Genomic DNA, 15,716 nt, shown 5'->3' on the forward strand with positions numbered 1-15,716 from the left:
TTTTTTATTTCAAATGCTTAAAATTAATGGCATAAAGCAAGGCCATGATTCCTCCCATTACTGCAAAGGCAAAAATAATTATCCCCGATACTGCAGCTGCTGGCATGATTAAATAAAATCCAAACACACCTAATAAGGTATAGATAAGATAAACGTGGAAACCTAATTTCTTCATTTTAAACAAAAGCACAACAGCCAATACACCAACCAAAACGGTTATGATTTGTAATATTAAATTGGCATAATAACCTTCGGTCATCAAGTAAAAGAAATGGTTCAAAACACCATCTAACATTTCCAAGGCTTCTTCTCCTCCTTCTTGCGTAGCGATTTCATCTCTTGCCTCTTCAAATTCTGGTCCGAGTGTTTGCTCTCTATCCACTACGGGCTTTTCACTCAACAAGCCGGTAACAGAATTGTATAAACTCGAAACTAAATTTAAAGCCGTTAATACTAACAATACAATTAAAAAAGGCGGTCTATCCTTTTGTTCTTCGTAATGTTCTATTATTTCTGGTTCCATATTTCAGTAGCTTTTACTAGGTCTTTACTTTTTCTTAATTCCGCACCAAGGTTTCTATCTTCTTCAATAAACGGAATTTCTGCCCTGAAATTAGTAATAATATTTTGAAGCACAGAACTCGTTTGTAAAGGCTTTCTAAATTCAATCGCTTGCGTGGCATGTACCATTTCTATTCCTAAAATTTGGTATACATTCTCTACAACACGGTGTAACTTCGTTGCAGCATTGGCCCCCATACTTACGTGGTCTTCTTGTCCGTTAGATGAATCAATTGTATCTACAGATGCTGGCGTACACAATTGTTTGTTCTGAGAAACAATAGATGCCGCTGTATATTGAGAAATCATTAATCCTGAATTCAACCCTGGGTTAGCTACCAAGAAAGCTGGTAAGCTACGTGTACCCGAGTTTAATTTGTAAGATCTACGCTCAGAAATACTTCCTATCTCCGCCAAAGCTATTGCTAAGAAATCTAAAATTAATGCCAAAGGCTGACCGTGGAAATTACCCGCAGAAACCACCTTATCTTCATCAACGAAAATGGTTGGGTTATCCGTTACGGCATTGATTTCTCTTGTCACAACATTTTTAGCATGCTGAATTGTATCCCAACTTGCTCCTAAAACTTGCGGTGTACATCTAAAACAGTAAGGATCTTGTACGTGTGCCTTTTCTTGCGCTATGATCTCAGAACCTTGCAACAAATCTGTCATGATTTGCCCCACACGAATTTGACCAATTTGATTTCTGATTTCATTTACCTCAGAACCAAATGGCTCTATACGTCCATCATACCCTTCCAAAGAAATAGCAGCAATTTTCAAGGCTTTTTCAAAAATATCTTCGGCCTTGTTTACACAATACGTACCGTAAGCACTCATAAACTGTGTACCATTCAATAAAGCCAATCCTTCTTTAGATTTCAACTCTATTCCTTCTAAACCGAACGCTTTGTTTACCTCAGCTGTATCTTTCAATTCACCGTTGTGGTAAACCTTTCCTTCTCCAATAATAGCCAAAGCAATATGTGCCAAAGGTGCCAAATCTCCAGATGCACCTAATGAACCTTGTTGGTAGACTTGGGGAATTATATTGTTGTTAAAGAAGAACAACAACCTTTCTATTGTTTCTAATTGCGCTCCAGAATTACCATGAGATAAGCCCATCGCTTTTAAGATCAACATCAATTTCACGATCTCTTGAGGTACTTCTTCTCCCGTTCCACAAGCGTGAGAACGTACAAGGTTTACCTGTAATTGCTCTAATTTATCCGCAGAAATCACCGTATCACACAAAGAACCAAACCCTGTGTTAATACCATAAATAATTTCCTTCCCTTCTGCTACTTTATTGTCTAAGTAGGCTCTACATTTTAAAATAGCAGCCTTTGCATCTTCACCTAATTCAACCTTAACATTTCCTTCTGCTAAAGCAATTACTTCTTCTATCGTAAGTTCTTGGTTATTTAAAATATGAACCATCTTATTTTAATTTTTCTATCAATTGATTAATGTCTAACTCTTGTTGTTCTCCTGTTTCCATGTTTTTCAGTTGAACAATTCCTTTCTCTATTTCTTGAGACCCTACCATGGCAACGTGCTGCACACCTCTGTCGTTGGCGTACTTCATTTGCTTTTTCATTTTAGCTGATGATGGATACAACTCTGCATCTATCCCAGCTTGTCTTAATTGTGAAACCAACTTAAAGCAGTGCTTCGCTTCCGCCTCTCCAAAGTTGATGAACAATACAGAAAGTCCTTTGGTTATGCTCGCTGGGAACAATTCCAAGGTATTCAACACGTCGTAAATTCTATCGGCTCCGAAAGAGATACCCACGCCCGACATGTCCTTCATTCCAAACAAAGCTGTCAAGTCGTCGTAACGACCACCTCCACAGATAGATCCCATTTTCACTCCATTGGCTTTCACCTCGAAAATAGCACCTGTGTAGTAGTTCAATCCTCTAGCCAAAGTAACATCGAATTCTAATTTAGCACGCTGTAAACCTACGGCATCCACCATATCAAACACGTACTCTAACTCGTCAATTCCTTTTAAACCAACTTCGCTACTTGCCAACATCTCACGCATTTCTGCCATGATGCTTGCATTATCACCGTTCATGGCGAACAAAGGTTTGATTTTTTCTATTGCTTCTTCCGGAATCTCCTTCTCACGCAATTCTTTAATCACACCTTCTTCACCTACCTTGTCCAATTTATCTATGGCAACGGTGATGTCTATAATTTTATCTTCTTGACCCGTAATCTCAGCAATACCAGAAAGTATTTTACGGTTATTGATCTTGATACTGAAATCTGGAATATTCAAATTGGTCAACACCTCATCAAAGATTTGTACCAATTCTACTTCGTACAATAAAGATTCAGAACCTACCACATCGGCATCACATTGTGTGAATTCTTGGTAACGTCCGTGCTGTGGTCTATCCGCTCTCCAAACCGGTTGAATTTGGTAACGCTTGAACGGAAATGAAAGGTCGTTTTGATGCTGTACCACGAAACGAGCAAAGGGTACAGTTAAGTCATAACGCAATGCCTTCTCGGCTATCTTTCCTGTTATTTTGTTCAAATTCACCCTTTCTTCCAAAGGCAATTGATCCAACACATTGTTGGTTAACATTGGTGATACTTCACCTTCGTTTAATTTTGATAAATAGTTCCCCGACCTTAAAATCTGGAACATTAATTTATCACCTTCCTCACCGTATTTCCCCATCAAGGTTGATGAATTCTCAAAACTCGGTGTTTCTATAGGTGCAAAACCAAACTTTTTAAATACCGTTGAAATGGTGTTAAAAATGTAATTTCTCTTCTCTACCTCTGCGGGTAAAAAGTCTCTTGTCCCTTTTGGAATAGAAGGTTTCTGTGCCATGCTCGTTTTTTTGTGGCAAAAATAAGAATGTAACGGAGACTTTTAGACACTTAGACACTTAGACTTTTAGAAATTTATAACCATTGGTCAAACTCAACCTACTTTATTTCTCCTGAACTTTGAATTTTAAATTTTGAATTTTGAATTTTGAATTTTGAATTTATGCCGGCTGTCCGGGCGCGCTATTCGCTTTACTGCGTTCTTGGTGACATGGTTTTTCATTCCTTTCTTGCAAAGCTTCACAAGGTCGCTCTCCAACAAAGCATTCAAAAGCCCAGCCCCAATAACAGTATTGAGTGTGAGTAGGGAGTAGATAGTTCCCCCCTATAAAACCTACTTCTCTTTCTACACCTGCAAATTGAAACCGCATAAGTTTTAGAGATGCTTAGAAGTTAATGGAGTTTATTCTAAGAATTGCGGAACTGAATTTTGGAACTCGGAAAAATGCCTAATTTCTTTAAATAGAGATTCATTTCTCTGTCTTAGATTCGGGTATATATCTAATAATAGATAGTGATTTATTTTCTTTTTAATTCCTCTGTAGTGAATTATGTTATTATATCTTAAGTAGTCTTCAAATTTTCTTTCGAATGGCTTGTAATCTAATGTGTTTTCATAGTTTAATTTAGGAAAAACCCTCCTTATTGATAAATCTAAGAATACCTCTCTTTTCTCTGACAATTTCTTTGCACTTTTCATTAATTCAAAGTATGAATCATGAAGAAGTTTCAAGAATACTCCAGAGGTGGAAATTGTAACTATTTCAACTTCCTTTTTTGCTGCTACCATTGCCAAATGCATACTTTTTTCCTTGTACAAGGTTTTGTAAAATGATAAGCTAGAGTTATATATTTCCGTAGGAAAAACTTCATCACCTGGACCAACACAAAGTTCAAAAGGCATCCGCTTGTCACTTTCGTAAAATTGCCACAAAATAGGCGATAAAAAAGCACCGTAGCACGTAGCTAAAGTTACAATTAAATTTCGCTGGGCAACCATATTAATCTTTGCAAGTTCCTTACATAGAATTTCCCATTTTATAATTTCCTTTGAAGGATATACCTGTATCCCCTCTTTACACCCATGAAACTCAAAATGTATGGCAGGAGCATAATTATTTTGAAAGCATTCTACTGCTATGTCATTTAATGTCTTGAGCAATTGTTTTACACTAGTGATTCGATGAAATGTTATTTCTTTATAGAATTTATCTTCTTTTTTTAAATTCATTTCAAAATCAAAATATTTCAGCTCATCTTTTAATCGCTCTCCATTTTTTACATCATAAAGATCTAGAGATTCAAGAATATAAATAGCGTTATTAAACATTTTATAATCTTCCATAGATTAAGTTTCCAACCAAATTACTGCACATTTCTAAACAATCGCAATTCCGAAGGTTCAAGTTGTGCACAGGAAATCCACAGAAAATATCAAACAATTGAGTTCTGCGGTTTTTACCTAACTTATTTCAGGGGAGTTTCCCCCTTAAATCTTTCGTTAATAAGTTTCATTTGAACCGTTTTTGTAGGTTTGGTTCAAAACACGTTATGGGAATATTAGTACTAGCAGGATGGTTTATCCTATGTTTGATTGTAGGAGCTATAGGTAAAAGTAGAAGAATTGGATTTTGGGGATCATTTTTACTCTCCCTATTCCTTTCACCTCTCATTGGATTCATTGTGGCATTAGTTTCTCAAAGAAAAAGTGATAGGGATTTTCAAAAAGCAATTTTAGACAATAACAAAAAAGACTCTATTTCTGATAAACTTGCAGAATTAGAAACCCTTAAAAAGAAAGGTACTATTTCGGAAGAGGAGTACACTGCAATGAGAAAAAAAGCACTTTCCATATAATCAAAGAAATAGAATACCAAATATTAATAAGTAATTGCCGATATTAAAAAAATATCGGCTTTTGTTTTTACTTTTTTCATTAAATCTAAAAACTTAATCTAGTTAAAAAGGCTGTAACAGAAAAAAAAGGCTTCTACCTATCAGTAATAACCTTTATATACTTTTCTAAACTTCAAGAAAATCAATTTCAAATTTCAAATCTCCAATTTCAAATTTCTAATATCTAATATCTAATTTCAAATTTACTCAAACAATCTTCCAAAAGTCTGGTCTATTTTCTTTCCTATATAAGGTACATACTTATACTCCTCATTGGCCGCTCCTACAATTTGTAAAATAATTACGATAAAACACAAGAGATTAAAGAGTCCGCTAATGGTGTATAAATGTAAAATTTGTAGTAAGGTACTCACAACAGCCATGATGATAAAAATACCTAATGACTGGCGCAGGTGAAAAGCATTGAAACGCTTATCATCACCTTGTTTATCATTGTTTAGTACTAAGGCAACTACGAAACCTATGAAGGTTATATAGGTAATAATGGAGGGCAGTTTATTCTTTTCCATGACCTGCAATTTAAAAAAAGAGCCCTCTGCGAAAGAGAGCTCCAATATTAACCTGTAGAAGTTAATAACTGATCCGTTAGAATACTTCTACGCAAATCATTTTTTAAAGTTACAGTACTGCAATTTTTTTTAAATGCCATTTTTAACTACCTTTTAAGTAAAATAATTTTATGTCGCCTGCGAGAAGTTTTTTAGCTAGCATTTATTATGCATGATGAATACTTTTAGGCAACTAAATTAAACAAGCGTTTATTATGAATGTCAAGATTTTTCCCAACAAAAAATCACCGAGACTCTTCAGTAATAATTTCTTGGAATTACTGACTTGGTCACACCCACTACTCATTTTCAGTATGTACAGCGTTATCGCTTACTTCTTAATGAATTACTTTATCAACGAACTTCACCACACCCTAGGCAGTGCCGTTGGCTACTTCTTTTTAGGGTTGTTTAGTTGGACGTTGGCAGAGTATTTCATGCACCGTTTCCTGTACCACAAAATCAAGGATGCCAGTTTTAGCAGTGGTTTCCAGTACATGTTTCACGGTATACACCACGAATACCCCAATGATGAAGGAAGAATAGTATTACCTCCTGTTCCTTCTTTGATTATTGCCTCTTTATTTTTCTTGGTGTTTTACCTATTCTTAGGAGAAACTACCTATGCTTTTGGTCCTGGATTTATGATTGGTTACTCCCTTTACATGAGTATACACAACATGGTACACAAACGTCCCTCTCCTAAAAAGTATAATTTCTGGTGGCGTCACCATAACATACACCATTTTCAACAACACGATAAAGCTTTTGGTGTAAGCACCTCACTTTGGGACAGAGTTTTTGGAACCATGCCCGAGAAAAATAGAAGAACCGTTTATGCAGAAGACGTGAAGTAGGCTTTTAGACTTTTAGAAAGATAATTTTAATTGCTCCGTTTCAGAGATGAGGCGGAGTTTTTTTATTTAAAGATTTAAGGATGGACTTGCGTCCATGATTTAACGATTTAAGGTTTTCCAAACAGGGATAGGATGGAAATTGACTGCGCTGCGGCTGTAGGAATACAGGCTTGTACAAAGCGACCTAAGAAGCTTTGGGAAAGCTTGTAGTACTTAAGCTGTAGAAGGGAGATTGGAAGGATAGCCTGGGAGTTTGCCAAAAATAAAATTGGAAATTGGTGATTTGAAATTGGAAATTGATGATTCAAAAAATAAGATCGGAGAAGTTATCTCAAAAAAAAGAGCAACTTTCGCTGCTCCTATCTCTTAATTTTCTTCTTCTGTTTTTACCATACTGGCGTCGAATTCGAATTGTGCCACGGCTTCGATGTGACCGGTATGTGGGAATTGATCTACCAAGCTTAACTTGCGCATATCGTAACCGGCTTGTCTCAACTGCTCGGCATCTCTGGCTTGCGTTGATGGGTTACACGATATGTACACGATGCGTTGCGCACCCAAAGCAATTACCTTTTTCAAGGTTTTTGGAGCGATACCCGCACGCGGTGGATCTAAAATGATAGTCCCTATTTTCCCTTGATATTCTGGGTATTCTAACAAGAATTTACCTACGTCAGCCGCATAGAATTTAACTTTATCTATACCATTACGCTTGGCGTTTCTTTTGGCATCTGTAATAGCTTCTTCTACGATGTCAACACCGATAATTTCAGCATCCTCTGTACGTGTAGAAAGAATTTGACCTATGGTTCCTGTTCCACAGAAAAGGTCCATTACAACCTCTCCGTTCAAAGTATTGTCTCCTTCGAAAACATAGTCCATAGCCTTGTTATACAAACGCTCTGCAGATTTCGGGTTGGTTTGGAAGAAACTCTCCATAGAAATTTCGAACTCCAAGCCCAATAATTTTTCTACAACGATGTTGCTTCCAAATACTAAGCTACAGTTACCGTTTTCAATTTTAGCTCTATCAGCTACGTTATCATTGATGGTATGCTGGAAACCTGCGATTCTTCCGCCAAAAGTTGTTTTCAAAAACTCACCGAATGCTTCTGCATCGAATTGTTCTTGTCCAACACTAGAAGTCACCAAATTCACCAACAACTGGTCTTGATCAAAAGATTTACGCACAACTATATGACGGAAAAAACCTTCTTTGCGCGGTGGGTGCCAAGCTGGTAAACCTGTTGCCTTTAAATACTCACGTACTTCTTTGAGTTTGTTTTCCCATTCCGCATCGAAAAGTCCAGACTCTTTATTCAACGACTCCACTTTCCACCACGTTCCACGGTGTTTAAAACCGAGGGCGAAAGCATCATCTATTTCTTCGTCTGTTTCTATATCGTGCTCTATACAAGAGAAACTGTACTCCATTTTATTACGGTAGTTGTAATGATTTGGAGATGAAATGAAGCTATCAAAACGCTCTTGTATGTCTTGGAAATTTCCTAAACGACGGTAAATATCAAGGGTTGTAGTTTGCTTGTGCTCTTCTTGCAAAGCGGGCGGAACATGAATGTAAGGCGCACCACTAATTTCTTGGTAAGGCACTTTTGTTTCTTGGGGAGATCTTTCAATGACCTTCAACAATTTACATTCTGCATAACGCTTTTTCTTTTTGTTGACTTTCGCCAAAACACGTTGTCCGGGAAAAGTATTTTGTACAAACAAAACGTAATCTCCCTTCTCTGAGCCCAACTTTGCAATTCCGTTTCCACCGAACGCAAACCCTGTGATCTCTAATTCTATTTCTTGACCTCTATTTACCAATGTTTCTGAATTTGGTGCAAAAATACGAATAGTAAAAGGATTCAAAAATTCAAGGATTCAAAAATTCAAAAATTTGAGGGATTTGAGGGATTTGAGGGATTTGAATAATTTGAAGATTTGAAGATTTGGTTTTGCAATGGACATAGAACAATACTAGATCTCTAGAAATCTAGGACTCTAGCTTCTAAAAGATTTGTCTCTTGACATGGCTCGTGAACCATTGTTTGAGAGTTTGAAGGATTGGGGTTTTGAGGCTTGGGGTTCGAGGTAGGAGAAGTCTCGAAGGCCGACATTTAATTCTCATCGCACCAAATGGTTTGATCTGTTTCAAGGATTTCTCCTTTCGAATTCATAAGAAAACTAAAGATTTGAGGAGAGCAGTGCTCATAGTGTTTTAAAGAGAACGAGATAAGTACTTGGTCCTTTAAATACTTTCTATGACCAAACTTTAGGTAATAGTGCCAACTCCTGTAGTGATTTAATTTATGGGTTAATTTGACGCGTTTGGGGAGATTTTCCAAAACTATCCCTCTTGTTGTATCTACGCTAAAATCTTCACTTTTGTAATCTTTAAAAAAGAGCTTCTCCTCTACTTCACTCACTGTAGCGTCATAAACTTTCAAGGTCTTTTTTGTATAGTACTCCTGCTTGCAATCACAACTGGATAGAAAAACATCTTTGTTTTCTATAGCATCTAAATAATACTGTAACGCAATACTTTCGTATTTGGGCGTTGTATCGCTTTCATTGAGAATACCCAAGCCGAGAATCAATAGCAGTAAATATTTCATGCTTTAAAGATGAAGAATTCAAGGAGTATCCATAAAAAAATCCTCCCAAAATTTGAGAGGACTTTAATATTCTAACTATCTAAATGTCTAAAAATCTAACAGTCTCCAAACCTACAAAGGTCCTCTAATAATCCCCTTATCACTTGCGCGAATAAAGTCAATTACCTGCTGTTTAAGTTCTGTACCTTGTAACTCATTTTCAACAGCTTCTAAGCCTTTAGATACGTTGTTGTTCAATACAAACAAGGTTCTGTATACGTCTTCTACCTCTTTTATTTGGTCGTCTGTAAAACCTCTACGACGCAAACCTATGGCGTTTACACCTGCGAAAGTCAAGGGTTCTCTTGCCGCACGAATGAAAGGAGGAATATCCTTACGGATCAAGGACGCACCACCTACAAAGGCATGTTTCCCTATTTTCACGAACTGCTGGGCAGCTGCCTTTCCTTCAATAATGGCAAAATCATCTATTTCAACGTGACCTGATAGTCCAACATAATTGGCCAAGATCACATTATTTCCTAAAATACAATCGTGGGCAACGTGTACATATCCCATCAATAAGCAATTGTCTCCAACTACTGTTTTGTATTTGTCGGTAGTACCCCTGTGTATAGTTACACATTCTCTGATTTTGGTATTGTTACCAATTTCAACGGTGGTGTACTCTCCTCCAAATTTTAGATCTTGTGGAATTACACCAATCACAGAACCTGGGTAGATTTCACAATCTTCTCCTATTCTTGTTCCTGGGTAGATGGTCACGTTCGGTCCTATCACCGTATTGTTTCCAATCACAACATCTTCGTAGATAGTAGTAAAGGGCTCAACTTTAACATTTTGTCCGAGTTGAGCATCTTTAGAAACTGAAGCTAAATTGCTAATCATGTTATGCTTTATCTTTAATTACCTGTGCAAGCATTTCTGCTTCCATTACAACTTGGCCGTTAACATACGCTTTTCCGCCCATGTTCACTAATCCTCTACGCATAGGTGATAAAAGATTCAATTCAAAAACAACTGTATCTCCTGGAATTACTTTTTGCTTAAACTTCACGTTGTCTATCTTCATGAAGTAAGTAGAGTACAATTCTGGCTCGTCTACTTTCGACAAAGCGTAAATTCCACCACATTGTGCCATGGCCTCAATTTGCAATACTCCTGGGAAAACTGGGTTTCCTGGGAAGTGACCTGTAAATTGTGGTTCGTTCATGGTAATATTTTTCACCCCAACAATACCATCTTCCGTCATTTCTATCACCTTATCTACCAATAAGAAAGGGTAACGGTGCGGCAACATTTTTTCAATGTCGTTGATGTTGTATATAGGCTCTTTTTCTAAATCGAATTTCTTCGGAGCTTTGGCTTGTGCCTTGATTTTATCTTTCAAGATTTTGGCAAACTGAACGTTTCCTGAGTGACCAGGGCGAGCGCCTAAGATGTGTGCTTTAATTGGCTTACCTACCAAAGCTAAATCTCCTACGATGTCTAACAATTTATGACGTGCAGGTTCATTTTGGTATTGAAGTTTAATGGTATTTAAAACACCCATTCCTTTCACTTCAATTTTCAAGTCTTCTTTCCCTAACAACTTAGCCAGGTTATCCAACTCTTCTTGCGATACTTCCTCGCGCTCAACCAATACGATGGCATTGTCTAAATCTCCACCTTTGATCAAGTTATTTTTCGCCAAGAATTCTAGTTCTCTTAAGAAAACGAAAGTTCTACACTTGGCAATTTCTTCTCTAAATTCACCAATGTTGTACATAGACGCGTGTTGCGTTCCTAACACTGGAGATTTGTAATCTACCATTACTGTTAAACGGTAGTTTTCGTCTGGCACCGCCAAGATTTCGTTTCCTTTTTCAGGATCCTCCCAAGGAATAATTTCGTCTAACACGAAGTATTCTCTTTCGGCATCTTGCTCTTCGTAACCTACGCTTTCTATCGCTTCAACAAAAGGCAATGCACTCCCATCCATAATAGGAATTTCAGGTGCATTTAATTTGATTAATGCGTTATCTACTTGCATTCCGTAAAGGGCTGCCAAAACGTGCTCCGTTGTGTAAATACGAATTCCGTTTTTCTCTAAGGTTGTTCCTCTTTCTGTAGAAACCACTAAATCAACGTCTGCATTGATGATAGGCTCTCCTTCTTGATCAACACGTTGAAATTTATAACCGTGATTTGCTGGGGCTGGACAAATTTCTAGCGTTACAGCTTTTCCAGTATGTAAACCAACACCTTCAAGGCTTACGCTTTGTTTTATCGTTCTTTGCTTTTCAGACATAATAGTAACGGATGCAATTATTTATTTGATATTTTATCTTCTAATTCTCTTAATTTCTGAAGGATGTACGGCAATTTTCTGAAACCGAAGAAAGATTTTTTGAAATCATCGATAGGAATACCTGGCGTTCCCATCAAGGTTTGATCTGGCTTTTTCACGTTCCCTGGAACACCGGATTGCGCAACAATTTTAGTTCTGTCGGCAATTTTTATATGACCAGAAATACCCGCTTGCCCACCTATCATAACGTTCTCACCAATTTTAGCAGAACCTGCAACACCAACTTGTGCGGCCATTGCAGAGTTTTTACCTACCTCTACGTTGTGTGCTAAGTGAACCAAATTGTCCAATTTAACTCCTCTACGTAAAATCGTAGATCCTAAAGTAGCTCTATCTATGGTTGCGTTAGATCCCACTTCCACGTTGTCTTCTAAAACAACATTTCCAATTTGTGGCACCTTTTGAAATTCTCCATTCTCATCAGGGGCAAATCCAAATCCGTCAGCACCTATAATAGCACCTCCATGAATTAAACAGTTTTCACCTACTACACAATCCGCGTAAACGGCTGCACCAGGATTGATAACTGTACCTGCTCCAATTTTCACATTTTCTCCAATGTAAACGTTGGGATAAATTTTCACGTTATCCCCTATCTCTGCTCCATCAGCGATGTAAGCAAAAGCTCCAACGTAAACATCCTTTCCTATCGTAGCGTTTTCATCTATGAATGAAGGCTGCTCAATTTTAGGCTGCTTCGTACGCATCTGGTTGTACACCTCTAATAACTGCGCAAAGCAAGAATATGCGTCATCAACTTTAATTAAAGTTAAGGTTGAAGGGAGTTCCTTCGATGGAGTAAAAGCTCTATCAACAATAGCTATAGATGCTCCTGTTGTATAAATGTGCTCTTCGTATTTCATGTTCGCCAAGAAAGAAAGTGTTCCTTCCTGACCTTCTTCTATCTTCGATAAACCACTAACTGTAACATCTTTATTGCCTTCAATGTCACCCTTAATGATACCTGCAATTTGCTCTGCGGTAAACTTCATGACGTCAAAAATAAAAAATCCTCAGCTTATATGGATACTCAAGAATTCATTGTTTTAAACATTCTTTAAATAATAGATAAGTATTTCTTTCTGAGTGAAAAGAATGACCGAAGTCTCTCGGTGATAAAAAAGGACAAAAAGACAAACTTAACACGCGTAAAAAAGGTGCTCCTACCTCCTGATTTCCACAGGGTAACACAAGAAATATTTTTCTACAGGTGCTGTGAGTGCAGAGATATTTAAGTTGTCGGCAGCTTTACTTACATCCACTACTCGACCATCTTTGTACAAGACATTAATATTTTCTTTAAAAGTATTATATGCATTGTTTACCAATTTATCCGTATACACAAAATAATGGGCGTCCTCTGGAGCAATGTTAAAGGTACTTTGTACCATTTGTCTTTCCCATTCTAAACGGTCTGGTCCGAAAGGTTCTGTACTAATTTCAATTTTAAACAAATCTCTATTTACCAACCCTTTAGACAAACGTGCAAGAACGGTATCCTCATGGAATTGCCACACTTTGATGGCGCCCATAATGTCAAAATCATCCAATTGTGCAAAGTTGTTGAGTGCTTCCGCATTCTTTTCGAAATCTTCGATTTTAATGTCGCGTTCTAAAAAGTATTGCAAAGCAGGACTAGCAAACAAATGATGTCCGTCTCTACTCAATTCTTTGGCTCTTCTCAAAATATACATCAACATCCATTCAGCAGCAACTACCGTTTTATGCAGATATACTTGCCAATACATGAGTCGACGTGCCACAATAAACTTTTCAATAGAATAAATCCCCTTCTCCTCCATCACCAATTTATCATCCACAACATTCAGCATTTCTATGATGCGATCAGAACCTATCACACCTTCAGAAACTCCTGTGTAAAAAGAATCCCTGTTGAGGTAATCCATTCTGTCCATATCCAATTGCGAACTCACCAATTGATGCAAAAAAGGTTTGTGGTATTTATTGTTGAAGATAAGTAGGGCTAAATCCAATTCTCCTTTGAATTGCTTAGAAATTTCTTTGATAAATAATGCCGATATTTTTTCGTGACTAATGCCTTTAACTATATCGTGCTCAAGGGTGTGAGAATATGGTCCGTGACCTATATCATGTAAAAGTATGGCCAACATCACTGCTCTTTCTTCTTGCTCTGAAATAAAGTGCCCCTTTCTACGTATTACTTGTACAGCTTTACTCATCAAATGCGTAGCACCTATACAGTGGTGAAAACGGGTATGATGAGCACCGGGATAGACCAAGTGGGTGAGTCCCAGCTGAGTGATTCTTCTCAAGCGTTGAAAATACGGATGTTGAATGATATCAAAAACAATAGAATTGGGAATGGAAACAAATCCATAAACCGGATCATTGATGATTTTCTTTTTGTTATTGGTGCTTGAGTTTGGATTCAAAACTATACTTTTAAATACTGATACTGTAAAGCTAAAAATAAAAACGATGCAGACGAAAATACTTTGGGCAGACGACGAAATTGAATTGTTAAAGCCACACATCATGTTCTTGGAACAAAAGGGCTATGATGTTCAAACGGTTAACAATGGAGACGACGCCGTAGAACAATGTGAAGAACACAATTTTGATATTGTTTTCTTGGACGAGAACATGCCGGGAATCTCTGGATTGGAAGCCTTGACACGCATCAAAGAAAGAAACCCTATGTTGCCTATAGTGATGATCACCAAAAGTGAGGAAGAAAGCATCATGGAAGAAGCCATAGGTGGTAAAATAGCTGACTACCTCATCAAACCGGTGAATCCTAATCAAATCTTGTTGAGTTTAAAAAAGAACTTGAACCAGAGTAAATTGGTTTCGCAAAAAACCAATGCCAATTACCAGCAAGAATTTCGTCAAATCGGTATGGACTTGGGCGATAATTTGGACAAGGATGAATGGAAAGACATCTACAAGAAATTGGTATACTGGGAATTGGAATTGGATGAGGCGGAAGACAAAAGCATGGAAGAAATTCTGCGCATGCAAAAGCAAGAAGCCAATGAACAATTTGTACGCTTTATAGAAGATAATTACTTGGAGTGGTTAAATGGAACAGAAGAAGCGCCTGACATGCTTCCAACTTTGATTAAAAATCGAGTAGCTCCGGAAATAAAAGACACCACTTATTTATTGGTCATCGACAATTTGCGTTACGATCAATGGCAAGTATTGAAACCACTCTTTTCGAAATACTTCAGTATAAAAGAAGATGATTTGGTGTACAGTATTTTACCCACTGCCACCCACTACGCACGTAATGCCTTCTTCGCAGGTTTGCTTCCTTCTGAAATTGCTAAAAAGCACCCTGATTTATGGAAGAACGAAGAAGATGAAGGTGGAAAAAACATGCACGAGAAAGAATTGTTGGCGGCTAACTTAAAGCGTTTGGGACAAAACATCAATTTCTCTTACAATAAGATTACCAATTTAGAGGCAGGGAAAAAGTTAAACGACAATTTCCACCAGTTATCTAATAACGACTTGAATGTAATTGTCTACAACTTCGTAGATATGCTTTCTCATGCTAGAACAGACATGGAAGTAATTCGCGAATTAGCAGATGATGAAAGTGCTTACCGTTCATTAACCCTAAGTTGGTTTGAGCATTCCCCTTTGTTTGACATCATTAAAAAGATAGCCCAGAGCAAAGCAAAGATTGTACTTACAACCGATCACGGAACCGTAAAAGTTCAAAACCCGGTAAAAATTGTTGGTGATAAAAATGTAAACACCAATTTGCGTTACAAAACAGGAAAAAACCTGAGTTACAAGGCCAAGGAGGTATTCCAAGTGAAAGATCCACAGGAAGCTTTTTTACCCAAGAGTAATTTAAGTTCTGAATTTGTGTTTGCAAAAGGAGCAGATTTCTTTGTTTACCCCAACAACTACAATTACTTTGTAAACTTTTATAAAAACACCTTCCAGCACGGTGGTATTAGTTTAGAAGAAATTCTAATACCCTTTGTGGTGATGGAAGCCAAATAAATTT

15 protein-coding genes are annotated in these 15,716 nt (G+C 37.4%); 3 read left to right on the plus strand and 12 right to left on the minus strand.

Features of this window, described 5'->3' with window-relative positions; genetic code table 11:
* Positions 1–4 precede the first annotated feature (4 nt).
* From BM327_RS10805 to BM327_RS10825, 5 genes are all read right to left on the minus strand, one after another.
* Complete coding sequence (locus BM327_RS10805; protein WP_090249354.1) at positions 5–523, minus strand: hypothetical protein; 519 nt, start codon at positions 521–523, stop codon at positions 5–7.
* Complete coding sequence (gene hutH / locus BM327_RS10810; protein WP_090249356.1) at positions 508–2,004, minus strand: histidine ammonia-lyase; 1,497 nt, start codon at positions 2,002–2,004, stop codon at positions 508–510. Before hutH ends, BM327_RS10805 begins: the two co-directional genes overlap by 16 nt.
* A gap of 1 nt (position 2,005) precedes the next feature.
* Positions 2,006–3,418 carry a histidine--tRNA ligase gene (gene hisS / locus BM327_RS10815; RefSeq protein ID WP_090249358.1) on the minus strand — a complete coding sequence of 471 codons (1,413 nt, stop codon included), beginning with the start codon at positions 3,416–3,418 and terminating at the stop codon, positions 2,006–2,008.
* Between the two features lie 160 nt (positions 3,419–3,578).
* Positions 3,579–3,788, minus strand: a complete 210-nt coding sequence (locus BM327_RS15890; RefSeq protein ID WP_090249360.1) for a hypothetical protein — start codon at positions 3,786–3,788, stop codon at positions 3,579–3,581.
* 32 nt (positions 3,789–3,820) lie between these two features.
* Positions 3,821–4,762 (minus strand): hypothetical protein, encoded by a 942-nt coding sequence (locus tag BM327_RS10825; protein WP_090249363.1) that lies wholly within the window; start codon positions 4,760–4,762, stop codon positions 3,821–3,823.
* A 206-nt stretch (positions 4,763–4,968) separates the two neighbouring features.
* Here BM327_RS10825 and BM327_RS10830 point away from each other — a divergent pair, with 206 nt between their 5' ends.
* Positions 4,969–5,274, plus strand: a complete 306-nt coding sequence (locus tag BM327_RS10830; protein WP_090249366.1) for an SHOCT domain-containing protein — start codon at positions 4,969–4,971, stop codon at positions 5,272–5,274.
* A 242-nt stretch (positions 5,275–5,516) separates the two neighbouring features.
* Here BM327_RS10830 and BM327_RS10835 read toward each other — a convergent pair whose 3' ends face one another.
* Complete coding sequence (locus tag BM327_RS10835; protein ID WP_090249369.1) at positions 5,517–5,843, minus strand: magnetosome magnetite crystal formation protein family; 327 nt, start codon at positions 5,841–5,843, stop codon at positions 5,517–5,519.
* A 254-nt stretch (positions 5,844–6,097) separates the two neighbouring features.
* Between BM327_RS10835 and BM327_RS10840 the strand changes: the two genes are divergently transcribed.
* A complete protein-coding gene (locus BM327_RS10840; RefSeq protein WP_090249372.1) occupies positions 6,098–6,739 on the plus strand; it encodes a sterol desaturase family protein in 642 nt (213 codons plus the stop codon).
* 366 nt (positions 6,740–7,105) lie between these two features.
* Here the strand turns inward: BM327_RS10840 and rlmD are convergent, their stop codons facing one another.
* The 6 genes from rlmD to BM327_RS10870 form a co-directional block, all read right to left on the minus strand.
* Positions 7,106–8,614: a 23S rRNA (uracil(1939)-C(5))-methyltransferase RlmD gene (gene rlmD / locus BM327_RS10845; RefSeq protein WP_244526214.1), complete on the minus strand. Its 1,509-nt coding sequence runs from the start codon at positions 8,612–8,614 to the stop codon at positions 7,106–7,108.
* 248 nt (positions 8,615–8,862) lie between these two features.
* Positions 8,863–9,360, minus strand: coding sequence for a hypothetical protein (locus BM327_RS10850; protein WP_090249375.1), 498 nt, complete (start codon positions 9,358–9,360; stop codon positions 8,863–8,865).
* Between the two features lie 111 nt (positions 9,361–9,471).
* Positions 9,472–10,248 carry an acyl-ACP--UDP-N-acetylglucosamine O-acyltransferase gene (gene lpxA, locus BM327_RS10855; protein WP_090249378.1) on the minus strand — a complete coding sequence of 259 codons (777 nt, stop codon included), beginning with the start codon at positions 10,246–10,248 and terminating at the stop codon, positions 9,472–9,474.
* Position 10,249: 1 nt separating this feature from the next.
* Positions 10,250–11,650 (minus strand): bifunctional UDP-3-O-[3-hydroxymyristoyl] N-acetylglucosamine deacetylase/3-hydroxyacyl-ACP dehydratase, encoded by a 1,401-nt coding sequence (locus BM327_RS10860; protein WP_090249381.1) that lies wholly within the window; start codon positions 11,648–11,650, stop codon positions 10,250–10,252.
* Between the two features lie 17 nt (positions 11,651–11,667).
* Positions 11,668–12,702 carry a UDP-3-O-(3-hydroxymyristoyl)glucosamine N-acyltransferase gene (gene lpxD / locus BM327_RS10865; protein ID WP_090249384.1) on the minus strand — a complete coding sequence of 345 codons (1,035 nt, stop codon included), beginning with the start codon at positions 12,700–12,702 and terminating at the stop codon, positions 11,668–11,670.
* 171 nt (positions 12,703–12,873) lie between these two features.
* Complete coding sequence (locus BM327_RS10870) at positions 12,874–14,124, minus strand: HD domain-containing protein (protein WP_244526215.1); 1,251 nt, start codon at positions 14,122–14,124, stop codon at positions 12,874–12,876.
* Between the two features lie 46 nt (positions 14,125–14,170).
* Between BM327_RS10870 and porX the strand changes: the two genes are divergently transcribed.
* Complete coding sequence (gene porX / locus BM327_RS10875) at positions 14,171–15,712, plus strand: T9SS response regulator signal transducer PorX (RefSeq protein WP_090249903.1); 1,542 nt, start codon at positions 14,171–14,173, stop codon at positions 15,710–15,712.
* Positions 15,713–15,716 lie beyond the last annotated feature (4 nt).

This window comes from Lishizhenia tianjinensis (assembly GCF_900116425.1).
GTDB lineage: Bacteria > Bacteroidota > Bacteroidia > Flavobacteriales_D > Crocinitomicaceae > Lishizhenia > Lishizhenia tianjinensis.

Excerpts from the sequence above, each read along its gene's own strand:
- BM327_RS10805 (WP_090249354.1), bottom strand. The coding sequence starts at position 523 with ATGGAACCAGAAATAATAGAACATTACGAAGAACAAAAGGATAGACCG.
- hutH (WP_090249356.1), bottom strand. The coding sequence starts at position 2,004 with ATGGTTCATATTTTAAATAACCAAGAACTTACGATAGAAGAAGTAATT.
- hisS (WP_090249358.1), bottom strand. The coding sequence starts at position 3,418 with ATGGCACAGAAACCTTCTATTCCAAAAGGGACAAGAGACTTTTTACCC.
- BM327_RS15890 (WP_090249360.1), bottom strand. The coding sequence starts at position 3,788 with ATGCGGTTTCAATTTGCAGGTGTAGAAAGAGAAGTAGGTTTTATAGGG.
- BM327_RS10825 (WP_090249363.1), bottom strand. The coding sequence starts at position 4,762 with ATGGAAGATTATAAAATGTTTAATAACGCTATTTATATTCTTGAATCT.
- BM327_RS10830 (WP_090249366.1), top strand. The coding sequence starts at position 4,969 with ATGGGAATATTAGTACTAGCAGGATGGTTTATCCTATGTTTGATTGTA.
- BM327_RS10835 (WP_090249369.1), bottom strand. The coding sequence starts at position 5,843 with ATGGAAAAGAATAAACTGCCCTCCATTATTACCTATATAACCTTCATA.
- BM327_RS10840 (WP_090249372.1), top strand. The coding sequence starts at position 6,098 with ATGAATGTCAAGATTTTTCCCAACAAAAAATCACCGAGACTCTTCAGT.
- BM327_RS10850 (WP_090249375.1), bottom strand. The coding sequence starts at position 9,360 with ATGAAATATTTACTGCTATTGATTCTCGGCTTGGGTATTCTCAATGAA.
- lpxA (WP_090249378.1), bottom strand. The coding sequence starts at position 10,248 with ATGATTAGCAATTTAGCTTCAGTTTCTAAAGATGCTCAACTCGGACAA.
- BM327_RS10860 (WP_090249381.1), bottom strand. The coding sequence starts at position 11,650 with ATGTCTGAAAAGCAAAGAACGATAAAACAAAGCGTAAGCCTTGAAGGT.
- lpxD (WP_090249384.1), bottom strand. The coding sequence starts at position 12,702 with ATGAAGTTTACCGCAGAGCAAATTGCAGGTATCATTAAGGGTGACATT.
- porX (WP_090249903.1), top strand. The coding sequence starts at position 14,171 with ATGCAGACGAAAATACTTTGGGCAGACGACGAAATTGAATTGTTAAAG.